Origin of the sequence: Agarivorans aestuarii (assembly GCF_019670125.1) — a bacterium.
Taxonomy (GTDB): Bacteria; Pseudomonadota; Gammaproteobacteria; order Enterobacterales; family Celerinatantimonadaceae; genus Agarivorans; species Agarivorans aestuarii.
Genome location: NZ_AP023033.1, coordinates 2,097,920 through 2,120,283, shown reverse-complemented (window position 1 = coordinate 2,120,283; position 22,364 = coordinate 2,097,920). Strand labels below are relative to the sequence as shown.

General features: G+C 44.2%; 13 protein-coding genes, 7 tRNA genes and 1 riboswitch. Of the genes, 1 reads left to right on the top strand and 19 read right to left on the bottom strand.

Features of this window, described 5'->3' with window-relative positions; genetic code table 11:
• Window positions 1–170 precede the first annotated feature (170 nt).
• From K5609_RS09875 to K5609_RS09840, 8 genes are all read right to left on the bottom strand, one after another.
• Window positions 171–1,307 carry a DUF4238 domain-containing protein gene (locus tag K5609_RS09875; protein ID WP_221077002.1) on the bottom strand — a complete coding sequence of 379 codons (1,137 nt, stop codon included), beginning with the start codon at window positions 1,305–1,307 and terminating at the stop codon, window positions 171–173.
• A gap of 254 nt (window positions 1,308–1,561) precedes the next feature.
• Window positions 1,562–3,382 carry an allophanate hydrolase gene (gene atzF, locus K5609_RS09870; RefSeq protein WP_221077001.1) on the bottom strand — a complete coding sequence of 607 codons (1,821 nt, stop codon included), beginning with the start codon at window positions 3,380–3,382 and terminating at the stop codon, window positions 1,562–1,564.
• Between the two features lies 1 nt (window position 3,383).
• Window positions 3,384–7,028, bottom strand: a complete 3,645-nt coding sequence (gene uca / locus K5609_RS09865) for an urea carboxylase (RefSeq protein WP_221077000.1) — start codon at window positions 7,026–7,028, stop codon at window positions 3,384–3,386.
• A gap of 92 nt (window positions 7,029–7,120) precedes the next feature.
• A complete protein-coding gene (locus tag K5609_RS09860; protein ID WP_221076999.1) occupies window positions 7,121–7,765 on the bottom strand; it encodes an urea amidolyase associated protein UAAP2 in 645 nt (214 codons plus the stop codon).
• A 29-nt stretch (window positions 7,766–7,794) separates the two neighbouring features.
• Window positions 7,795–8,550 (bottom strand): urea amidolyase associated protein UAAP1, encoded by a 756-nt coding sequence (locus K5609_RS09855; protein WP_221076998.1) that lies wholly within the window; start codon window positions 8,548–8,550, stop codon window positions 7,795–7,797.
• Between the two features lie 12 nt (window positions 8,551–8,562).
• Window positions 8,563–9,348 carry an ABC transporter ATP-binding protein gene (locus K5609_RS09850; RefSeq protein WP_016403083.1) on the bottom strand — a complete coding sequence of 262 codons (786 nt, stop codon included), beginning with the start codon at window positions 9,346–9,348 and terminating at the stop codon, window positions 8,563–8,565.
• Window positions 9,348–10,172, bottom strand: a complete 825-nt coding sequence (locus tag K5609_RS09845; RefSeq protein ID WP_221076997.1) for an ABC transporter permease — start codon at window positions 10,170–10,172, stop codon at window positions 9,348–9,350. The genes K5609_RS09850 and K5609_RS09845 overlap by 1 nt, the downstream gene beginning before the upstream one ends.
• A 10-nt stretch (window positions 10,173–10,182) precedes the next feature.
• Window positions 10,183–11,265, bottom strand: a complete 1,083-nt coding sequence (locus K5609_RS09840; protein WP_221076996.1) for a putative urea ABC transporter substrate-binding protein — start codon at window positions 11,263–11,265, stop codon at window positions 10,183–10,185.
• Window positions 11,266–11,324: 59 nt separating this feature from the next.
• Window positions 11,325–11,420: riboswitch (guanidine-I (ykkC/yxkD leader) on the bottom strand.
• Window positions 11,421–11,876: 456 nt separating this feature from the next.
• On the opposite strand from K5609_RS09840, the gene K5609_RS09835 reads away from it, so the two are divergent.
• The gene (locus K5609_RS09835; protein ID WP_221076995.1) at window positions 11,877–13,880 is read left to right on the top strand and encodes a methyl-accepting chemotaxis protein; all 2,004 of its coding nucleotides are present in this window, start codon (window positions 11,877–11,879) and stop codon (window positions 13,878–13,880) included.
• 122 nt (window positions 13,881–14,002) lie between these two features.
• On the opposite strand, the gene K5609_RS09830 is transcribed toward K5609_RS09835, so the two are convergent.
• From K5609_RS09830 to uvrC, 11 genes are all read right to left on the bottom strand, one after another.
• Window positions 14,003–16,624, bottom strand: coding sequence for a glycoside hydrolase family 3 protein (locus tag K5609_RS09830; RefSeq protein ID WP_246611974.1), 2,622 nt, complete (start codon window positions 16,622–16,624; stop codon window positions 14,003–14,005).
• Between the two features lie 486 nt (window positions 16,625–17,110).
• On the bottom strand, window positions 17,111–18,109 hold the full coding sequence (locus tag K5609_RS09825) for a LacI family DNA-binding transcriptional regulator (protein WP_221076993.1): 999 nt from the start codon (window positions 18,107–18,109) through the stop codon (window positions 17,111–17,113).
• A gap of 174 nt (window positions 18,110–18,283) precedes the next feature.
• Window positions 18,284–18,370 (bottom strand) — tRNA-Leu (locus K5609_RS09820).
• 17 nt (window positions 18,371–18,387) lie between these two features.
• Window positions 18,388–18,461 (bottom strand) — tRNA-Cys (locus K5609_RS09815).
• Between the two features lie 18 nt (window positions 18,462–18,479).
• Window positions 18,480–18,555 (bottom strand) — tRNA-Gly (locus tag K5609_RS09810).
• Window positions 18,556–18,983: 428 nt separating this feature from the next.
• Window positions 18,984–19,070, bottom strand: a tRNA-Leu gene (locus K5609_RS09805).
• A 298-nt stretch (window positions 19,071–19,368) separates the two neighbouring features.
• Window positions 19,369–19,455: transfer RNA gene (locus K5609_RS09800), tRNA-Leu, on the bottom strand.
• A gap of 18 nt (window positions 19,456–19,473) precedes the next feature.
• A tRNA-Cys gene (locus K5609_RS09795) sits at window positions 19,474–19,547 on the bottom strand.
• A gap of 18 nt (window positions 19,548–19,565) precedes the next feature.
• Window positions 19,566–19,641 (bottom strand) — tRNA-Gly (locus K5609_RS09790).
• A 290-nt stretch (window positions 19,642–19,931) separates the two neighbouring features.
• On the bottom strand, window positions 19,932–20,486 hold the full coding sequence (gene pgsA, locus K5609_RS09785; protein ID WP_221077241.1) for a CDP-diacylglycerol--glycerol-3-phosphate 3-phosphatidyltransferase: 555 nt from the start codon (window positions 20,484–20,486) through the stop codon (window positions 19,932–19,934).
• A 43-nt stretch (window positions 20,487–20,529) separates the two neighbouring features.
• Window positions 20,530–22,362, bottom strand: a complete 1,833-nt coding sequence (uvrC, locus tag K5609_RS09780; protein WP_221076992.1) for an excinuclease ABC subunit UvrC — start codon at window positions 22,360–22,362, stop codon at window positions 20,530–20,532.
• Between the last annotated feature and the right edge of the window lie 2 nt (window positions 22,363–22,364).

Genomic DNA, 22,364 nt, shown 5'->3' with positions numbered 1-22,364 from the left:
CACCTTGTGACGTAGCTTTAAAGTATATAGCCAAGAAAAACACTGAAAAACCTATAAGTGCAAAAGTGAAATTTTTTAGTTGTCTCTTCATATTCGTTTTGAGTTATAACGCCTCATTCAGAGGCAAATAATTGTTGGCTAAAATAGCGAAGCAGGAGCAAAGCCAACTGTTATTTGTCCTGCTGAAATGACTTGTTAGATTTTTCTTTAGCTAATAACTTCATAACATGCTCTTGCATGGCTTTAGATTGTTTTTCTTTCTCTAACCATTCTTCTTTAGATTTAGGCTTACGACCAAATTCATCTTGAGTTGCGATTAACTTACCGTCTTTACCGCCAATAAATGTTTCTCTGTTAATACCAAAAAGCTTAGTACTATTGGAAACAAATACAGAGTCAAGTGATCTCCAATCTGTTTTTCTTAGGTAATTTTCAGGAAATAACCAATCTTTCTTAGCCGCCGCAATATATTTAGTAGCTCGTTTTTTAAGAATATAGTTGATCGAGAGTACTTGTTGCTCAGTTAACTCCCGCTCCCTAATGATATCGCTATAGTTAATGATTGTTTCATCAAAATATCGTGGGTTTGTTCTTGGTTTAGGGGCTTTTAACTTACCTGGACTTCTCGCGTACTCAACGTTTGTTAAAATTGCACAATGATTCATATCTAAGGGAAAAATTGTTCTAGTACCCTTTAAGTAAATTTCTGGATCAGATGGGAATACGCATTTAGCATTGGCAGGGTAAAATACAGAGTTATAAAATGTTACGGGTGAATCACTTACAATAAATTTAGTACCTGAGTTATTTGCGCTCACAACCTCCATTGATGCTTCTGCCCACATAGTGCAATGCATCCTTCTGACTTCCTGCATCTTCATTAAAAGATCATTGTAACTTTTTGGTTTCGTCACTTTTACGAGCCAGTTTAGACCTTTAGGTGTTCTTAACCTTTGAGCATCTAAATATTCAAAATACTTTAATATGTGAGGGTGAATTAAGCGCATCCAATCAGGAGAAGCCATTGCAGAAATAGCGGCTGCTCCTTCAGTATCTATTTTGCCAAAGAGGTGGCGCTCGATATCATCATTTTTATGCCCAAAATAATTAGTCGTATATAGATCAATTTCATAAAAAAATTTTCCCGGACCTTTAGTCAGGATTTCTCCTTTTTTTATAATTTTACCGTCGGGTCTTTTGATGATTTCAGGAAAGAGATCAAGTCTGAAATAAGCCTTCTGCTCTTCAAGCATGAATCTTTTTTGGTACCACTCTGGTACATAATGATGTTTATGTGAAAGCTTCACAAATCTTCCTTGAAAAATCTAACATCTTATTAAAAGGAAAAATTCCTTGTTTAAACAAGGAATTTTTCCTTTTATCACACATTCATTGCAATGAAGATTATCACTAAACCCTACTCAATTCAGTAAACTAGCCAACACATTGATAAAAAACTCATGACGAAAGTATGCAAGCAGTTGGGGAAAGAAGGAAAGTAAAAAGCACTGGGTGAGTAGCCAGTGCTTTTTTGTTGGTTGAGCGTTTTAACTACTGCTTATTACAAGCTAGCCATGTACGCTCGCCAGCCGCCAAATTCGCTAACATCTTTGGCTGTGGTCGTTGCGTAGCCTTCGCAGATAAAGCTATTTACCCAGCTTCCATCGGCTAACTCAATTTTGCCTAAACCTAGAGGGTGCGGAATGCCTTGCAAGAAGCTACCCAGGTGTTGTTTGGGTAAGCGCCATACTTCTACTTCTATCGCTACGCCATATTCTTCATCACGAATCATACCGGGGCGCGCGGGCGGACCACCAGCTAAGGCATATAACTTGTAGGCGCTGGCGCTTTGAGTCGCTTTAACTAATTGCCCTGCTCGCTCGGTAAGCTGAAAGTTAAGAGGTAAGCCTGACAAGTGAGCACCACACACTGCCAGCTCCATATAATCATCATCTATGCTTTCTGAGGTTTGCAGTGCCGGTAAGGCTTGTTTGCTTGCACCTAAGTTAAAGCCATTATCTTGTTGGACAAGCGCAGCCATGCTGAGGATCTTTCTGTCATTATAAGCATCGCTAAACAGGGTAATACCAAAGCTTTGAGTATTACCTTGCTTGTTTTGGTAGAAACCGGCAGGTACCGATATCGCGCTGTAGTCCAGCAGGTTCATAAAGTTAGTGTAGTAGCCCATGTTGGAGTTAAGTTGAATGGGATCTTCTTGTAATTGGGCAAAGCTATAACTACTGCCCGCTGTTGGGGTAACAATTGCATCTACTTGTTTAACTAGCTCGTCACAGACCACTTTATAGGCTTGCAGTTGATAAAAGGCCTTAAAGGCATCTACCGCATTGTGTTTTGTAGCGCCGCCAATAATGGTTTGAATAACTGGTAAACATTGGCTTGAGTCTTTTTCAAAAAATTCTTGAATAGCGGCATAACGCTCGGCCACCCATGGGCCTTCGTAAAGTAATTTAGCGGCTGCTAAGAATGGTTCAAAATCAATCTCTACTAACTCTGCGCCTAAGCGCTGTATCTGTTTGAGACTTTGCCCAAACAACTTTTCTGTTTCTGGGTTATCAAAAAACGCTAGGTTACTAGCTTTGGGCACACCAATTTTAAGTGAAGTTAACTCCTGCAAAGGCTGATAGTACTGGCTTTGATTAGCTTGTTGGTTTGGCCTTGCGTAGCAATCATCGGCGTCGTATTGGCCAGCTACGTCCAGCAGCAAGTTTAAATCATCACTGGTATGGGCGAACAAGGTGACACAATCGAGGCTTTTACAGGCTGGTACTACACCGCTGCAACTAAGCAAACCTTTGGTGGCTTTTAAGCCAAGAATATTATTAAGCGCTGCGGGCACTCGGCCAGAGCCTGCGGTATCGGTCCCCAAAGAGAAACACACTTGGCCCAAGGCAACACTTACCGCACTGCCTGAGCTAGAGCCACCAGAAATCATGCTTGGATCAAAGCTGTTTTTAACTGCTCCCCAAGGGCTGCGAGTACCCACTAAACCTGTAGCAAACTGGTCTAAGTTGGTTTTACCCAAAGGCACCGCACCAGCTGCAATAAGTTGTTTCACCACAAAGGCGCTGTCACTGGGTTGGTAGCTGTATTCCTTACAGCCTGCGGTAGTTGGCAATGCTGCTAGATCAATATTGTCTTTAATCGCAAAAGGCACGCCATACAAAGGTAGCTCGGCAATACCTTGCTGCTCTAGCGCGGCCAAATAGTCGGCTAATTGTTGCTCACTAATTGTAGATATCCAACAGTTGTTGATGTCGCTTTTCACTGCTGCTAACTGCTGCTCTAAATATTGCTTAGCGCTAAACTGTTTGCTTAGGTAAGCTTCGCGCAACTGCGAAATAGTGTAGGTACTTGTTGTCATGTTATTCGGTCTCCATAACCATTAGGCGCTGCCCTGCGTGAACTTGGGAGCCTTGAATTTGGTTCAACTGTTTTATTACTCCGTTTGAAGGCGCAGTCACTTCTAATTCCATTTTCATTGCTTCTAACACTGCCACCACCTGGCCAGATTTAACGCTTTGCCCCGGCTCTACCATTACTTGCCAAAGGTTGCCGGCTACGTGGCTTTCTATCGCCAGTTCTGAATCTGCTAAAGCGTCTTCAGTAGCGCTTTGTTGGCTTTGCTCTTCTACCGAGAAGTGGGCTTGGCCGCTTTCTTCCCAGCGTTGGCGCTCGGCTTCGAAGGCTTGTTGTTGCTTAAGCTTAAAAGTTTGAATGCTCTCTTGTTGCTCGTCTAACAGAGCTTGATAGCCTTTTAAGCTGAATTCGGTTTGCTCAATTTTTAGCGGGTAATCTCCACGAGGGAACTCTTTACGGATTTGCTTAAGCTCTTCCGCACTCACTGGGTAAAATTTAATTTGATCAAAAAAGCGCAATAACCAAGGTTTAGTAAACTCTGTAGTGCTACGGTAGCGATTCCACATCTGTAGAGTACGGCCTACAAACTGATAACCACCCGGCCCTTCCATGCCATACACACATAAGTAAGCGCCGCCAATGCCTACAGCATTTTCTGGTGTCCAGGTACGTGCTGGGTTGTATTTAGTGGTGACTAAACGATGGCGAGGGTCTATAGGTGTAGCAACCGGTGCGCCTAAGTACACATCGCCTAAGCCCATCACTAAATAGTTAGCGTTAAACACAATGTCTTTCACTTGCTCAGCGGTGTCTAAGCCGTTAATGCGGCGAATAAACTCGATATTATCGGGGCACCATGGCGCGTCTTTGCGCACTACATCGTTATACTTTTGAATAGCTAAACGAGTGGCTTCATCGTCCCAAGATAGCGGTAGATGCACAACTCGTGCTGGCACACTAAGTTGGTCAATATCACCAAGGCTTGCTTCTGCTTGCTCTAGTATTGCCAATAAACGCTCTAGCGGTAGCTCTAGGTTGTTGTAGTGAACCTGTAGTGAACGAATACCCGGAGTAAGCTCTTCAATGCCGGCAATGTTTTGCGCTTGCAAGTTAAGCATTAAGGCATGCACTCTAAAGCGCAGCGCAATGTCTAAACGCTGCGGACCATACTCAATTAACAAATAGTCTTCACCCGCTGGGCGATATACCACCTTTTCACCATAAACATCACCCGCTAAGGTTTTTACAATTGGCGTAGTAATGGGCGCAGCGCTAATTTCGCTATTGTAGGCGTTGCCTAGCGCTAAGCTTGCTAATTGCTCTCGCTCTGCCTGCTCTGCTTGCTTAATACTTACTGGAATAAAGTTAATTTCATCGCCCGCTTTAAGCTGTCCCATTTTCCATAGGTCGGCTTTAATAATGGTTGCTGGGCAAACAAAGCCGCCTAAACTTGGGCCATCTGGGCCAAGGATCACTGGCATATCGCCAGTAAAATCGATACTGCCTACAGCGTAAGCGTTATCGTGAATGTTAGATGGGTGCAAACCCGCTTCGCCGCCATCACTACGTGCCCACTCAGGCTTTGGCCCAATAAGGCGCACGCCGGTTCGGCTAGAATTAAAATGCACTTTCCAAGTTGCTGCAAAAAACTGCTCGATGTCTTGGTCGGTAAAAAAGTCTGGCGCACCATGCGGGCCGTAGATAACGTGAATATTCCACTGTTGAGTAATTTGCGGCTTTTGCTGTAACTCTCGGCCTAGTAAGAAATCGTCAATGGCATTTACTTGTTTTGCATCTGGCAGTTGCAACACATCGCCGGTTCTTAGCGCACGCCCTGCGTGGCCGCCAAACTGACCTAAAGTGAAGGTAGATTTACTGCCTAAATACTCAGGACATTGAATGCCGCCACCTACCGCTAAATAAGCGCGAGCACCGGCATCGCTCACTTTGCCTAATGCTAAGCTTTGGCCGGCGCTTACTTTAAATACTTGCCACATCGCGCGGCTTTGACCATCTAAGTTAATCTCTATATCTGCGCCACCTACTGCTACCAAGCTGTCTTGATTAAACTTGAGGGTTGGCCCTTGCAGGGTAATCTCTAAACCAGCGGCATCACTTGGATTACCTAATAGCTGATTAAGAAGCTGAAAACTTTGTGCATCCATTGGCCCAGAAGGAGGAACGCCAATATCCCAGTAGCCCTTTCGTGCCGGGTAATCTTGAATAGTAGTTTGTGTGCCGGCGCTTAGTACATCCATAGTACTTGGGCGGTAAGCAAAACTATTTAAACTTGAAGTTAGCAAGGTGCCTTGCTCTAAGGCAGGCAAAGTAAGCAACTGTTTAAGGTAGGCTAGGTTATGCTCGATACCATACACTTGGCAAGCCTGCAGCGCCTTGGCTAAACCGGCAATGGCAGAGTCTCTATCTGCTGCGTGGTATTGCACTTTAGCCAGCATCGGGTCGAAAAACGGAGAGACTTCTACCCCACTTTCTATCCAATGGTCGATACGTAGTTGCTCAGCTGTTGGCAAAGCCAGTTCGGCTTCGGTTGGCCATGCAACATGGCTAAGTAAACCAGCGTTTGGTTGGAAATCTTTGTTAGGATCTTCGGCATATAAACGGACTTGAATAGCGTGACCAAAAGCCTGTAAATTGCTGGCTTTATCAACCAATGGATACGTTTGTTGAGAGAACTGTGCATAGCCCAGCTCTACCATCCATTGCACTAAATCGACGCCAAACACCATCTCGGTTACGCCGTGTTCCACCTGTAAACGGGTATTCACTTCTAAAAAATAAAAAGCTTGGCTTTGCTGATCAAATACAAACTCTACGGTGCCTGCACTGCGGTAATTAACACTTTCGGTAAGCTGCTTAGCGGTTTGTTGTAATTGCTGACGAATCGCTGGGCTTAAGTTGGGTGCTGGGGTTTCTTCAATCACTTTTTGATTGCGGCGCTGCGCTGAACAATCACGCTCGCCTAAGGTTAATACCTCACCAGCACCATTACCAAATACTTGTACTTCGATGTGGCGAGCTTGGGTAATAAACTTCTCGAGGAATAAGCCCGCATTGCTAAAGTTGTTTTCACTAAGGCGTTTTACACTATCAAAGGCTTGGCTCAACTGCTCTGCGGTGTCGCAACGTTGCATACCAATACCGCCGCCACCAGCAGTGCTTTTTAGCATAACCGGGTAACCCAGTTGTTCGGCGCAGCTTAAGGCTTGTTGTTGATCTTCTAATAGACCACTGCCCGGTAATAAAGGCACTTGCGCTTGTTCGGCTAACTCACGAGCACAATGTTTAAGGCCAAAGGCATTCATTTGCTCTGCCGTGGGGCCTAAAAACACTAAACCTTGTTGCTCACAACGTTTGGCAAAGTCTTGGTTTTCACTTAAAAAACCATAACCAGGATGAATGGCTTGCGCGCCAGTTTGTTTGGCAATGGCAAAGATCTTGTCGATGTTTAAGTAAGTTTGACTGGCTGAACCTTCACCCAAGCTATAGGCTTCGCTGGCTTGGCTAATGTGCAGGCTATCTGCGTCGGCGTCGCTGTAAATAGCCACGCTGGCAATGTTCATTTTGTTAAGGGTTCGAATGATCCGGCAAGCTATCGCGCCACGGTTGGCTATCAATACTTTATCGAACATAGTGTCACCTGAGAGCTGCGGGTCGTCCCGGCTAATAACAAGGCGTGTTTAGGGTCGTCCCTAGCCTTAATCTAAAGAGTTATTACTTGTGCTTAAGCTGCATCCCAAATCAACATTTCTACTGGGGTTGGGTTGTAGCCATTACAAGGGTTGTTTAACTGCGGGCAGTTAGACATTAGAACAATCACGTCCATCTCGGCGCGCATTTCTACATATTTTCCAGCACCGCTAATGCCGTCTTCAAAGGTTAAACCACCGGCTGCGGTAATTGGCACGTTCATAAAGAAGTTAATGTTGTGGGTAATATCGCGCTTGGTTAAGCCGTACTGTTCGTTCTCGGCAACCGCCAACAACCAACTATCACGACAAGCGTGCATGCATTTTTTATCCAATGAATAACGCACTGTGTTGCTTTCGGTGGCACAGGCACCGCCTAAAGTATCGTGGCGACCACAGGTATCGGCAGTAATGGTGAGCATTTCGCGACCTAGGTTGGATAACAGTTTTGTACCAGCGGTTAAGTAAACATTGCCTTGTTCACGAATGGTATCCATTGCACTGTATCGCTCGCTGGGATCGGCTGCACTGTAAAACAATGTGTCTGCTGCTTGGTTACCTTCTAAGTCTAAAATTCGCAGCGTTTGACCGGCTTTTAGCTCCTGCATGTAGTAGTCTCCGGCTGGAACCACTTCTCGCTGGCTGGCTTGTTCTGCTTGTAAATCACTTTCTTTGATCATGAATATTATTCCTTGTTTAGCGCTTACAACTAAGCTTCACAACAAGTGCTAGCTTGGCTAACACAACGGTAGCGTTCGGTATTTTCGAAGCCACGACCATTCTCTGGTCTAAAGTTTCGACAGTAGTCGTCTTCGCTCACGGGATCAGCTTCCACCATCGCAACTTCAACACCATGGTTGGGGTATTCACTAGCAGGGTTCATTGGATGAGGGCAAGTTGTCATCAGCACTAAGGTGTCCATTTCAAAACGCAGTTCGATTACATCTCCTGCTTTACTGGCGTTTTGCTCAAACTGCAAATTGCCTTCTGCATCGGCGGCTACTTTACTAAATAGGTTAATGTTAGCTGCCATATCTCGCTTGCCTAAACCATATTTAGCTAATTCAACCAGCATGGCGTCGTAGCCATTTTGTAACCACAAATTACCTTGAGTTTGATAGCTACGCTCGCCCCATTTCTCGGCGACCTTATGTTTGTTTGCTAAGCCACCTACGCTGTCTATCCAGCCGGTATCGTCTCGGGTAATAGAGCAAAACACTCGCCCCATATCGGAGTACAAACAATTACCTTTGGTTAGTTTAAAGGTGTGCTGACATTTAAGGGTATCGGGCGCGTTATAACGCTCTAACAAATCCTTTGGGTTATAAAACAATAGGCTCACGTTAGAAGCCCCTTCTGGGTTAGTAAAACGCAAGGTTTTGCCGGCGGGTACCGTTACCGACCAATGCGCGGCACCGTTTATCACTTCTTGGTAAATAGGTTCTTGGGAAATAGTAGAGTTCATAGATTGTCCTTATTAGGCCACCGACTTATCAATAATCGGCTTCATCTCTTCACTAAAGCGAGCAGCATCGCTGTCTTTGCTAATAGGAATATCGAAGGTGACTTGCGCGCCAAAGCGCTCGGGGTGCTGTGCATCATGACGATGCTTGTCAAACACCCATAGGCGATTGCCTAAGCTAAAACCTTCGGAGAGATCGTGGGTAATCATAAAAATGGTAAGTTTGTGCTCTTGCCACAACTGATGAACTAGCTTGTGCATGTCTTTACGAATGCCGGGATCAAGCGCGCCAAAGGGTTCGTCTAGTAGCAATATCTTTGGCTTTTTCATCAAGGCTTGAGCAATTGCCAAGCGTTGCTGCATACCACCAGACATCTCTGTTGGGTATTTATGCGCGGCTTCCGTTAAACCTACTTTATCTAACATTGCCATTGCTTGGCTGTATGCCTGTTGCTTGGCTTTACCAAATAGACTCGCAAGCACTGGTGCTTTAGCAAATACATCACTTAGCATAACGTTTTGCACTGCCGTTAAGTGGGGAAACACTGAGTACTTTTGAAACACAATGCCACGCTCTGGCCCTGGTTCATTAGGCAACGGTTCGCCATTTAACAAAAGCTTGCCACGGCTGGCAGTTTCATTCCCTAGTAGCAAGTTGAGAAAAGTAGATTTACCGCAGCCAGAGGCGCCTACAATGCTAACAAACTCGCCTTCTTCAACACTTAGGTTTAAGCGCTCTAGCACTACGTTGTCGCCGTACTCTTTCCAAACGTCTATGGCTTGAATGATTGGAGTGCTCATTATGCGTCTCCTTGTGTTTTGTGATACCAAGAAAAAGCATGCACCGACAACTTGCGCAGCAGCCAATCCATTACAAAGGCCAACACACTAATCCACAGCACGTAAGGTAAAATCACGTCCATCGCCAAATACCGGCGAATAAGGAAGATGCGATAACCCAAGCCTTCTGTGGCAGCAATTGCCTCTGCAGCAATCAAAAATAGCCAAGCACTGCCCAAGGTTAAACGAACCGCTTCGATTAGCTTTGGCAGAATTTGCGGAATGACTACCGCAATAATGGTCTGCCAACTAGACGCACCTAAAGTTTGCGCTTTTAAGATCTGTTCATTAGGCAGTGCATCGGTACGCAGCTGCAGGTCTCTAATCATAATTGGGCAGATCCCAATGATGATCAGCATCACTTTAGATAACTCCCCCAAGCCAAACACAATGAACAGAATCGGCAAAATTGCCATGGGCGGAATGAGCGAGATGGCAGTAACCAATGGCGATAGAGGTGCACGTACAAATGGCACCATGCCATTAGCAACTCCCACCATTAAGGCCACTAAGGCGCTGATCCCTACCCCAAGCGCCAAGCGAGTTAAGCTAGCTACCGTATCTGCCAGCATTAAGTATTCGCCGCTACGCTTGCTAGGCTCAAACGCCATGCGGTTAATTGCTTCCACAAAACTCGACATAGCAGGCAATAACTTATCGTTTGGATTGTCTGCTAAACGCGTCTGTGATGCAGCCATGTATAAAGCAATTAGCAGCAAAAACGGTAGTAGGCCCAACATCAGCCGCACAAAGCGGCTAGGTTTTTTATTAATTATGCGAGTCATAGGCAGAGCCTTATAATTTGCCTTCAGCAGCCATATCCATGTACTCGGCTGTAAAGCGAAGTTTTACGTTGCTTGAATCGCCATAAACACCTGATGGAGTTTCGATACCGATAAAGCTAGCATCTGGTGCGCCTTCACCTAACAAACCGTGATGGTGCGAAAACTCGGCTACTTTAGCCATGGTGCTTTTAAGGGTTGCGCTATTGGTAAAATCAACCGCGTCTTGAGGTTGGTAGAACATTTTAGTAGACGCCAATTGCGCATCATACCCGGCCAAATCGGTACCTGATGCTTCAGCCATAAATGCACGAGCTTTCATTGCTGCTTCATCATCACCCGACATAGTTGCCATAATCTCGTACCATGCGCCGGTTAGGGCTTTACCTAGCTTAGGGTCTTGCTTAAGCGTATCGGTATTCACTACTAGCAAGTCGATGATTTCACCAGGGATCTTAGATGAATCGAACACCATGTTGGTATCTGGCATTGCCACAATTTCGCTTAGTAGCGGGTTCCAAGTGGTAACAGCTGTTACATCTTTGGTAGTGAATGCGGCAACTAAATCGGCGTCGGAGGTGTTTTCAACTTTGATATCACGCTCTTTCAAGTCTACTGATTCTAAGGCGCGAGCTAACAAATAATGCGAAACACTTAACTCTACTAAGTTAACTTTTTCGCCTTTAATGTCGGCAAGAGCTTTATCACCTTTAAGTACTACACCGTCGTTACCATTTGAAAAGTCACCAACAATTAGCGCTGTTGAATCCACGCCACTGGCAGCAGGAATAGTTAGTGCGTCCATGTTGGTCATTACTGTGGCATCAAAACCACCGGCGGTGTATTGGTTAATTGACTCGATGTAGTCATTCACCTGCACTACTTCGATATTGATATCGTATTTGTCGGCCCATTTATCAACAATGCCCGAGGCTGCACCATAATCCCATGGCATCCAACCAACATAGATAGTCCAAGCGAGTTTATAAGTTGGTTTATCGTCTGCTTGTGCAGATACAATACTAAGCGCGCTGGCGCTAACGATGGTGGCTGCTACGGCCAAAGTACGGAGTGGAGATTTAATTAGTTTTAACATGGTCACCTCAATGTGGTTATGCACTTTAAAATAAAAACATGAGAGACGTATTTATTGTCATCTCCCGGGCTTTTATCCCTCCGTGTAACCTCTATGAGGTTGACAACTCTCGGTCCAGACACTGCGTTGCAGCCGGAACCCTAGATGTCTATTGCAAATTTTAAGCGGCTCTTGATGAGGCAGAGCCATACATCTCTCATGTCGCATAGTTAAAGTAGCAATGGCTATGCCAACGCTAACACATCCCTCCATTTAGGTATAAATCACTAAATGAAGCCCCAGCAATTGCCACCCTAAAGCACCACAACGGTGCAAATATGTGATTTTTGCACCAAAACTTAATAAAACAAGGGCGTGTTACGCCGTGTGAGAAGAAAACAATATTGTGGCTACAATATAAAGATAAGCAACGAGCAATCTACTGAGATGTTTCAAAGACTTATATTCATCAACAACTTAAGTTAACAAGTGAAACTAACTAGGCCTAAGTAGATCACTTATTGCTTTTGGCTATACCTATTTGATTTTTTATATTTATACTCGAATAACTAATTACATTAGCGTGATGAATTAAGCGTTCTTGATTGGCACTCAGCAAAAAGGAGTTATGCATGAGTAGTATTTTTTCCCCTGCCGTTTATTTAAGTGACAGAGTAGGTTTTAAATACAAGTTCATAATGTGGACTTGCTTGTTTTTAATGCCAATCGTTTATGGTTTTGGGTCAATAATCCTCACCATGAATAAAGAAATAACATTTACCGGGAATGAGTTAGCAGGATACGAGATTGTTAGCCAACTGCCCGGTATCTCCAATTCGGTAGTGAGGCACCAGCATTTAAACACGCTAAGAACGATGGGCGCAGATTACGACAAAGATGAACTCAGCTCTATTCAGCAAGATTTAAACAGCACCCTGCAACAACTAAGCTCACAACTTTCTGGCGATAATAAAACGTCGATGGAACAAGCCCAACAGAGCTGGCAGGCCCTGGCTGAAAGTAAAAGCTCTTTAGGTAAGCTGCTCATTGAGCATGAAGCCTTCCTTAGACAAGTTAGAGCCATCACCTATAGCGTAGCCGCAAATAGTGGATTAACTAGAGATCCAGAAGTAAGCAGTTATTACCTAATAGACATAGCTACCGCCCGTTTACCTATATTACAAAGCAACATAGCTAGGCTAAGAGATAAAGGAGGCGACATTGCTGACTTTGGCATTCTCGACGCTGAAGGTAATGCTGATCTTCAGTTTAGAACCGATAATGCCATCGAAGTGCTTAACGATATGGATAAAGCCTTGGCACAACTGGTATCTTACGATAAACAATTTGAAAATAAACTGGGTAAACAAGCACAGCAAACTACCGAAAGCATAAAGCAAATCGTTAATTTGATTCGCGATGAAATTCTTAAAGACCAACAAGTTAAAACCAATACCGATACTGTTTTTCAGTTTGCCAATAACAGCTTAAGCCAAATCGAAGATTTTACCGCTGCCTCGCTTAGCTACTTTGGCGAAGAGTTAGGTAAGCGTAAAGCCAATGCCGAACAAAAACGAGCCGTTATGCTGTTTGCCCTACTCGGGGTGCTACTAGCATGTTGCTATTTCATGATTGGTGCTTATCTATCCATTAGACGCACCGTTAAACAAATTCGCTATGTAGCAGGTAGGGTTAATCAAGGTGACCTAAGCCAAGATTTAACGGTATATGGTTCTGACGAACTTGCTGACATTGCCCATGACTATAAAACCACCTTAGAAGCCTTACGATCGTTGTTAGAACAAGTTAAGAGCGGCTCCCAAGAAATGTTAATTGCTACCCAACAAATTGATGGCAAATCGCAAGAAGTGAGGGATGCGATTAATCAGCAGCAACTAGAAACACAGCAAGTAGCCACTGCTGTTGCAGAAATGAATGCCACTGTTAACAACATGGCTGAAGATGCGAATAAAGCCGCAGACTCTACCCTAGCCTCCCAACAAGCAGTTGTTAACGGCCAAACGATTGTCAGCGAAACCATTTCAACGATTGGTCTAATAAATGAAGAAGTACTTACCACCTCTACCTCACTCAATCAGCTACAAGAGCAAACAAGCGCAATAGGTGGTGTTATCGATGTCATTAGGAACATCGCCGAACAAACCAATCTTTTAGCATTAAACGCAGCTATTGAAGCGGCTCGAGCTGGAGAACAAGGTCGTGGCTTTGCGGTGGTTGCTGATGAAGTGAGAACCCTTGCCAACAGAACCCAAACCTCAACTGATGAAATTCAGAAAATGATCGAAGGTTTACAATCTGGATCGTCGAGTTCAGTTAATGCCATGGCAAATGCTAGCAGCCGCGCACTTAGCGGTGTTGAACAAGCCGAAGAAGCTGGTGGCTCTTTTACCAATATTACTCAACGTGTAGACGAAGTTGTTGATTTGAACACTAACATCGCCAGCGCGATTGAAGAACAAAGTAAAGTAATGGACGAAGTGGAACTCAATATCGTGCAAATATCTGATGGTGCCAATGCCGCGCTGCTTCTTGCAGATGAAGCGAGCCAAGCCAGTGGCAGCATTGGACAAGAAGTAGATAAGTTGCAGCAGATAGTTAATAAGTATCAACTGTAAGCTAAGTTAAATAACTTTGAGTTTCTACAACATACGGTAAAAAGAGTACACTATAAAAACAAGAGCCATCTACAAGGTAGTGGCTCTTGGTTAGTTAAAGGTACTCGTTAAGCCTATTAGACTTAAATATCCTCACAAGATAATGCGTCAGCTGCCTCATCTAAAGAACGCGGAACATAACGGACGTTACCTAGATTTAAGCTGACAGGATCCGCGCTTTGTAACAGAAAAACTTTATCGACTAATGAGAACTCGGTGCCATTTTCAGCCAGACAGCTAAGGGGCACTTTTATGGTATCCCACTCTGCATCTCCCTCAACCCTTACGCTTGGTAAGGCAGTTGAGATATCAACTTCACCAGTACATGGATACTCACAATCTGCTCTTAAGCGCATAGAGCTTGGCGCTGCAGACAGTAATTGAATATCAAATTGCAGTGTCGAATCAGCATTTAGATAAGCGTTTTGATCACTTGGGCCGCCATCAATTGTTTCAAAAAAGATTTCTGCCAAAGAATTACCAAACTCAAGCTTTACAGCATCTTGCTGATGTAAGTAGTTAATTGGTGTAACCGTGAGAGCATCAATAGATGTTACTGAACCACGGTCTACTTCAAAAGCCGTCCAATTATTAGCCTCACCTGCAATACGTGGGTCAAACTCACCACTCTCCGATGGTCCAAATATTTCTAAGTTGATGGCTGCTACACCAGTGTCCGGTTCATCAACACCGCAGCCTAAATTGCGCTCATCTAAAGGTAGGTCATCAAGGTTATATTCAACTCCTTGTGTATCACTAGATAAGTAAGCCAAACCATAGCCGTAGGGGAACAAAGGCTTATGTTCGCCTTCGATGTCTTGTTCCATTGCAGGTGTAACATAGCCTTCAATATTAGGAGCATGTCGGTTAATTGTGGTTGAACACTTCTTCATTGGCCAAGAGTAAGACAAGCGCCCTTTAAAATCAGCACCAGATTTTGCAAATAGAACATCGGTTATACCGCCAGCCTCTGTACCTGGTAGCCAAGCTGCAACAAAGGCGTTGGAGTTATTGATTTCTTCGTTTACATACAAAGGGCGACCTGAATAGAAGATAGTAACAACTTCTCGCCCTGCATTTTTCATGGTTTGAACTATCGAAGAGTCACTGGCATAAGATGACTTTAAGGATGCGAACTCTAAGGTCTGGTTTGCTTTTATATCGCCAAACATTTCGGCATAAGGATCTTCACCAATCACAACAATAGCAATGGTATCATCAGGTGCAGATGAGGCGTCGGTGTAAACATTTTCTGTACCAACTTGCTCTCTTATCGCCATCAGGAAGGTGCTAGCACCTGGAAAGTCGGCGCCGATGGTGTTTCCATCACCTTGCCAAGTTAAACTCCAACCACCGGTTTGCTTTTGAATGCTATTAGCTGCGCTTCCAAGGACCAGGTAGGACTTATTGTTACTTAAGGGTAATATGCCCTCTTCATTTTTTAGTAATACCAAGGACTCGCTCACCGCTTGTCTGGCAATCGCTCGGTGAGCATCTGAACCCAAGATGCTGTCGTTACCCGCTAGCTCTCGCATAGAAGGTTTGGGTTTTTCCCAAAGATTCGCGCGCATTTTAACCCGCAAGATACGCGTGACCGCATCGTCGATACGCGCCATCGATATGGTGCCATTATTCACTTGGCTAATAACGTTATGGTAAAACGCTTGCCAATCACTACGCGAAGTTACCATGAAGACATCGTTACCCGCATTAACCGCTTCTGGGCAGTTAGCGGCAGTACATCCATCAAGCTCTCCTTGCCCATTCCAGTCGGTAACGATTAAGCCATCAAAGCCCATTCTGTCTTTTAGAATATCGTTAAGCAGGTATTTGCTGCCATGTAGTTTATAGTTGTAAACCGCTGCGCCACTGTCTTCGTTCAGGTCGTAATTGGCTTCGTCATGCCATGAGTTAAACGAACTCATCACCACTTGAGCACCGGCATCTAACCCAGAAAAATAACCTGTCGCATGAATGTTACGTAAGTACTCTTCTGAGTAATGATTTTCTCCGCGATCTTCCCCTTCTAAGGTTCCACCATCGCCTACCCAGTGCTTAACATTAGATATAACGTTGCGCTGCCCTTTTAGGCCAGTGCTCCCACCTTGTAAGCCCTCAACCATTTTTCCTGCGAACGAATAAATAATTTCTGGATCTTCCGAGTAGCCTTCGTAAACCCTGCCCCAACGATAATCGCGAGGAGACGCAACAGTAGGCGCAAAGGTCCAATCTAATCCGGTGACCGAGACTTCTTCGGCAGTGGCTTGACCAATTCGTTTAATTAACTCGGGGTTATTGGCTGCTCCCAGACCAATGTTGTGGGGGAACACCGTCGCGCGGTAGACGTTATTATGCCCGTGAACTGCATCAGTTGCCCACATAAACGGAATTCTAAACCCTCGTCCTTCATACGCTTCTTCTAACGCTTTCCAATAATCATCTGCAGCATTTACCCAATCTTGGGCAGTCGAATGTTTGTTATTGTTTGGCCATGCTCCCCCACCGTTAAGCAAGGAACCAAGCTTATACTGTTTCGCTTCTGCGGGTGTTACTTCTAATAAATTGGGCTGAATCATTTGCCCTACTTTTTCTTCCAGAGTCATTTGCGCAAGAATCGCAACCACTTCTGCTTCTATTGCCTCATCTTTTAAGACTGCACTGTTAATTTGTGGCCACTCTGCAAAGTATGGCAACGATGTTGACACCTCAGGCCTTGTAACGAGATCGCTAGAGCTATTACAAGCTGATAGGAAAGCAGCTGCAACTAAGCAAGATATCGCTGTTTTCTTGAGATACATATATTAATCCTGTTCAATTTTTCAATATTTCAAATAGTTAAAAAAGCGGTGGCTAGAGAGACATCAGCAACCCATTCAACACAAATAGGGTTAAATAGATGGCTCAAGCTATGGAACCGCTCCCACATTTAAGTGAATCAAAATCACTATAGAGAAATTTAAATAAGCTGAACGATAGCGACTGTTAAAAACGTGTTATTAGTTTTGTTTTCACAACGATTTTAATACTGATTAGCTACTGTTTAACGAGATCAAAATCCCATTAATGAAACCGCTCCCACAAACTAAGTGATCAATTAGGCTCAGCAAACTTAATCGCCTTAACTCACGATAGGCAGTAATCGGAGTAACAACCAAAATAGGAAGCTTATTGAGAGTGTTGCAATATTACTGTTAGTTGAGCTTCTTAACCGATCCTCTAATGACCAGATCTGGTGTAAGCAACTGAGGAGTTGGAAAATCGGTACCGTTAATCAAAGACAACACTTTGTTAGCGGCCAAAGTCCCCATTTTTATTGTTGGGAAGTTAACGCTAGTGAGTTTTGGCGTAACATGCTCGCTTGGTAAGCTGTTATCAAAGCCGACCACCGAAATATCCTCCCCGACTATTAGGCCTTGTGCTCTAATTTCTTCGTACAGGCCTAAGGCAATATGATCACTAAAGCAAAACACTGCTGTTACTTGAGGGTGTTGAGTCAACAATTGTTGCGGTGCTTTACGGTTTTCTTTTAGATCAAAACGGCCTTCAATTACAAAATCACTATTATATTCAATACCAAACTCTTCGAGAGCTTGTAGATATCCTCGTAAACGGTCTTGGCTTGCAAACTGATGTTTAGGCCCTGTGATACAAGCGATATTAGAATGGCCCTGCTCAATAATGTGTTTAGTTGCTAAGTACCCTCCTAGACGGTCATCTAGCCCTATACAATGGTCGGCGATTGCCGATATATGCTGATTCAAAATGATGCTTGCTGGTGCTTTATTCACAATCTCGAGTAAATCTTCTTCCGACAGAGCCCCTGCATGAATAATTAGACCATCAACCTGTTTTGACATAAGAAACTGTATAGCGTCTAACTCGTTGTCTTTTGTGCCTTGCCCACTGGTGGCAATTAGATGAACGCCTTTTTTTCGGACAGTTTCTTCAGTTGAACTCACCAAGGAGGAAAAATAGGGGCCTGCAAGTGTACCTACTAGCATTCCAATGCTATTAGTTCGTTTTGAAGCAAGCGCTTGTGCGGAGGAGTTAGGCTTGTAGCCGATTGCTTCTATTACCTCTAGCACTCTCTCTTTAGTAGCTTTGGCAACACGAGGATGATCATTGAGTACGCGAGAAACGGTGGACTTTGAAACCTTAGCCAGCCTACAAACATCTTTAATGGTGGACAAGCGACTTTCCTATGACGATTCAAATGCTTGCAAATACAGTAACTGATTAAGGCGAACCAATGCACCATGTGATTTCACATTACTACAATATTTCTAAAGATATGGCTGACTAATAGGGTGTTTTAGGTTTTGTAAACAAAAAAGCCAGTAGCAAATGCTACTGGCTTTTCTAATTGGTGCCCGGGGCCGGACTTGAACCGGCACGTCCTTTCAAACGAGGGATTTTAAATCCCTTGTGTCTACCAATTTCACCACCCGGGCAAAACTCTTCTTTGTAATGGAGGCGGGTCCCGGAGTCGAACCGAGGTCCACGGATTTGCAATCCGCTGCATAGCCACTCTGCCAACCCGCCAAAAGGCATTACAAATTTTGGAGCGGCACATCGGGTTCGAACCGATGACCTCAACCTTGGCAAGGTTGCGCTCTACCAACTGAGCTAGTGCCGCTTTATTCTTTATCACTATTTAGTGCATGTGAGTAAACAACTAGGTTGCGCTACTCTTTATACCCACACTGAGCTAGTGCCGCTTAATTCTTTATCACCATTTAGTGTATGCGAGTTAACAACTAGGTTGCGCTACTCTATATATCCACACTGAGCTAGTGCCGCTTAATTCTTTATCACTATTTAGTGTATGCGAGTTAACAACTAGGTTGCGCTACTCTATATATCCACACTGAGCTAGTGCCGCTTAATTCTTTATCACTATTTAGTGTATGCGAGTTAACAACTAGGTTGCGCTACTCTATATATCCACACTGAGCTAGTGCCGCTTAATTCTTTATCACTATTTAGTGTGTGCGAGTTAACAACTAGGTTGCGCTACTCTATATACTCACACTAAGCTAGTGCTGCTTAAATCTTCAAACAAATTGGTGCCCGGGGCCGGACTTGAACCGGCACGTCCTTTCAGACGAGGGATTTTAAATCCCTTGTGTCTACCAATTTCACCACCCGGGCGACACGTTTTGCTGTTATCTAGAGGCTAGCCCCTGAAAACGAGTTGTACTTTAACGTATTACAGAAATGAGTCAACGGATTTTTTAAGGGAGTTGATTCAAGTGCTTAAAAAGCGATCTAGCAGCTGCCTTTTCACTCTGTTAGCGGTTTAAACAACGTCGATTCCAGCTATAAATATGCCAAATATAAAGACAGGATTGATTAGATGGTAAACAGCTTAGGTAGCTAAACAGAATAATTTAATAACAGTGAGTTTATGTTTATTAGGGAGATTGGAACTAAGACTAAAAAGAAGAGTTGGTGCCCGGGGCCGGACTTGAACCGGCACGTCCTTTCAGACGAGGGATTTTAAATCCCTTGTGTCTACCAATTTCACCACCCGGGCGACACAATTTTTATAGTATGGAGGCGGGTCCCGGAGTCGAACCGAGGTCCACGGATTTGCAATCCGCTGCATAGCCACTCTGCCAACCCGCCATACTATATGTGTTAAATTGGAGCGGCACATCAGGTTCGAACTGATGACCTCAACCTTGGCAAGGTTGCGCTCTACCAACTGAGCTAGTGCCGCTTCATACGCTTTACTTTCTAGTATGGACAAATAGACAACAAGGTTGCGCTACTCTTGATACCCACACTGAACTAGTGCTGCTTCATACGCTTTACTTTCTAACGTGGATAGATAGTCAACTAGGTTGCGCTACATTTTATATCCACACTAAGCTAGTGCTGCTGTATTTCCTTTAACACTTCAGCGTTGCCGCTGAATGTGCTGTGCATTTTAGCGGCCAAAATCCCTACGTCAACTGTCTTTTGGTAAGTTTCTAACTGTTCGTTGGATTTTTAGGCTAAAGCCGCTATTTATTTGTCATTCTGCTTTAATTCTGGCCAAGCTAAAGCTAGGTAACTCACCATGGACCACAGCGTTAAAATGGTAGCTACATAAAATAAACCATAACTAGCTTGTGTTACCAAAGGGTCTATTTGTGCGGTTAAACCTGTAATCGCCGCCATTTGAGCTGCGGTTTTATATTTACCGATCCAAGATACCGCTACACTCGAGCGCTTGCCTAATTCAGCCATCCACTCTCTGAGCGCTGAAATGATAATTTCACGAGAGATCATTATTACTGCAGGTACGGTTATCCAGAATGTTTGATAATGCTCTACCAATAATACCAGCGCAGCCACCACCATCGCTTTGTCCGCTACGGGGTCCAAAAAAGCGCCAAATGGCGTAGTTTGACCTAAACGGCGAGCAAGATATCCGTCTAGATAATCTGTTGCAGCGGCTAAACCAAAAATGAAAGCAGCCGCTAGCATGCCCCACTCTACGGGAAGGTAAAAAGCTATTAAGAAAAACGGAATTAATACAATTCTAAACGCGGTTAGTATATTTGGAATATTTATCATTATTTTTCATTTATAAAACTACTGCGGCTATGTTGCCTAATCTTGCCTAGTGATGCAACGAATCATAAATTTTTTGCGCTAAAGTAGGGCTAATTCCGGGAACTTTTTTAATTTCGTCAACACTAGCGCTTTTGAGCTGTTGCATTCCACCTAAATGCGTTAGCAATGCTTGACGCCGTTTTGCCCCTACTCCATCAATATCTTCCAGTACACTGGTCTTACGCGCCTTGTCTCGTCGATTACGATGACCGGTAATGGCAAAGCGGTGACTTTCGTCCCGAATGTGTTGAATCAAGTGTAATGCTGGGGAGTCACTAGGCAGGTGTATCTCTGTCATTGCTTTACCGATAAGCAGTGTTTCTAAACCTGGCTTACGAGTTGTGCCTTTAGCTACCCCAACCAACAGCGGCATTGGCGATAGGTTAAGCGGTTCTATGCTAGAAAAAGCCGCGGACAATTGCCCTTTACCGCCGTCAATAAACAGTACGTCTGGAATTTTTTCTGCTAATTGGGCTTTTTGATAGCGCCGCGTTAACGCTTGCGCCATTGCGGCATAGTCATCGCCACCGGTAATGCCATCGATGTTAAAGCGACGATACTCAGATTTGTTTGGCCCTTGCCTGTCAAACACCACGCATGAAGCCACCGTGCGCTCGCCTTGGGTATGGCTGATATCAAAACACTCCATGCGCTTAATTGGCTGTTCTTGCTTGAGCAGCGCTTCAAGTTCGGTGACCCGATGGTGAATGGTGGCTTCTTGGTTTAGTTTGGTTAACAGGGCATTTTCTGCATTGGTATTTGCTAGCGCCACAAACCGCAGTTTCTCTCCACGTTTAGGTTGGGAAAGTTTCACCTTGCAATCGAGTTCACTTTCGATTGCAGCTTCTATCTCTGGCCAATCGCCTTCGATATCGGGCAACAGCACTTCATTAGGTTGGTTGCCCTTACGTTGTTCAGACAGGTAATACTGCATCACAAAACTGCGCAGTACTTCAGGTAAATCGGCCTGTTTAGGCACTTTAGGGTAATACGAACGACTACCTAGTACTTGACCATCACGGATCAGCAACAAATGAATAACGGCAATGCCATTTCTAAAAGCAAAACCCAATACGTCACTATGCTCGGTATTGCCACTCACAAACTGTTGCTCTTGAACCTTACGTAAGGCTTGAATTTGGTCTCTAAAACCCGCGGCGGCTTCAAAATCTAAGCTATCGCTAGCCTTGGTCATTTTTTCGGCTAGTTGATTGATTACCTGTTGGCTTTTGCCTTTTAGGAACATGCTGGCAAGGTCTACTTGTTGCTGGTAGTCCTCATCACTAATCAAATTCACACATGGGCCGGAACAACGCTTAAGTTGATATTGCAAACAAGGGCGTTGACGGTTGGCGTATTCACTATCGCTACACTGGCGAATAGGAAATAACTTCTGCATCAAATGCAGGCTTTCTCGTACCGCATTGCCATTAGGGTAAGGGCCAAAGTAATCACCTTTATTGCGTTTAGCGCCGCGGTGCATCGATATCCGCGGATGCTTGTGTTTACTAAGTAAAATGTAGGGATAAGACTTATCGTCACGCAGCAACACATTGTATTTAGGCAGGTGTTTTTTGATCAGGTTGTGTTCAAGAATCAGCGCTTCGGTTTCGGTGTGAGTAACCGTGACCTCAACATTGGCGATGTTTGAAACCAGGGCGCGGGTTTTATTGCTATCTACGTTTTTACGAAAATAGCTGCTTAAACGCTTTTTTAGCGATTTAGCTTTGCCTACATAGATCACTTCATTAGCGGCGTTATACATCATGTATATGCCGCTAGCTTCAGTAACCTGGCTTAGGAATTTTTTACTATCGAATGGAGCGCTATCGTCGAGCAAAA

Coding starts and splice junctions, on each gene's coding strand:
- uca (WP_221077000.1), bottom strand. CDS start 7,028: ATGTTCGATAAAGTATTGATAGCCAACCGTGGCGCGATAGCTTGCCGG.
- K5609_RS09850 (WP_016403083.1), bottom strand. CDS start 9,348: ATGAGCACTCCAATCATTCAAGCCATAGACGTTTGGAAAGAGTACGGC.
- K5609_RS09835 (WP_221076995.1), top strand. CDS start 11,877: ATGAGTAGTATTTTTTCCCCTGCCGTTTATTTAAGTGACAGAGTAGGT.
- atzF (WP_221077001.1), bottom strand. CDS start 3,382: ATGACAACAAGTACCTACACTATTTCGCAGTTGCGCGAAGCTTACCTA.
- K5609_RS09845 (WP_221076997.1), bottom strand. CDS start 10,172: ATGACTCGCATAATTAATAAAAAACCTAGCCGCTTTGTGCGGCTGATG.
- K5609_RS09860 (WP_221076999.1), bottom strand. CDS start 7,765: ATGATCAAAGAAAGTGATTTACAAGCAGAACAAGCCAGCCAGCGAGAA.
- K5609_RS09855 (WP_221076998.1), bottom strand. CDS start 8,550: ATGAACTCTACTATTTCCCAAGAACCTATTTACCAAGAAGTGATAAAC.
- K5609_RS09840 (WP_221076996.1), bottom strand. CDS start 11,265: ATGTTAAAACTAATTAAATCTCCACTCCGTACTTTGGCCGTAGCAGCC.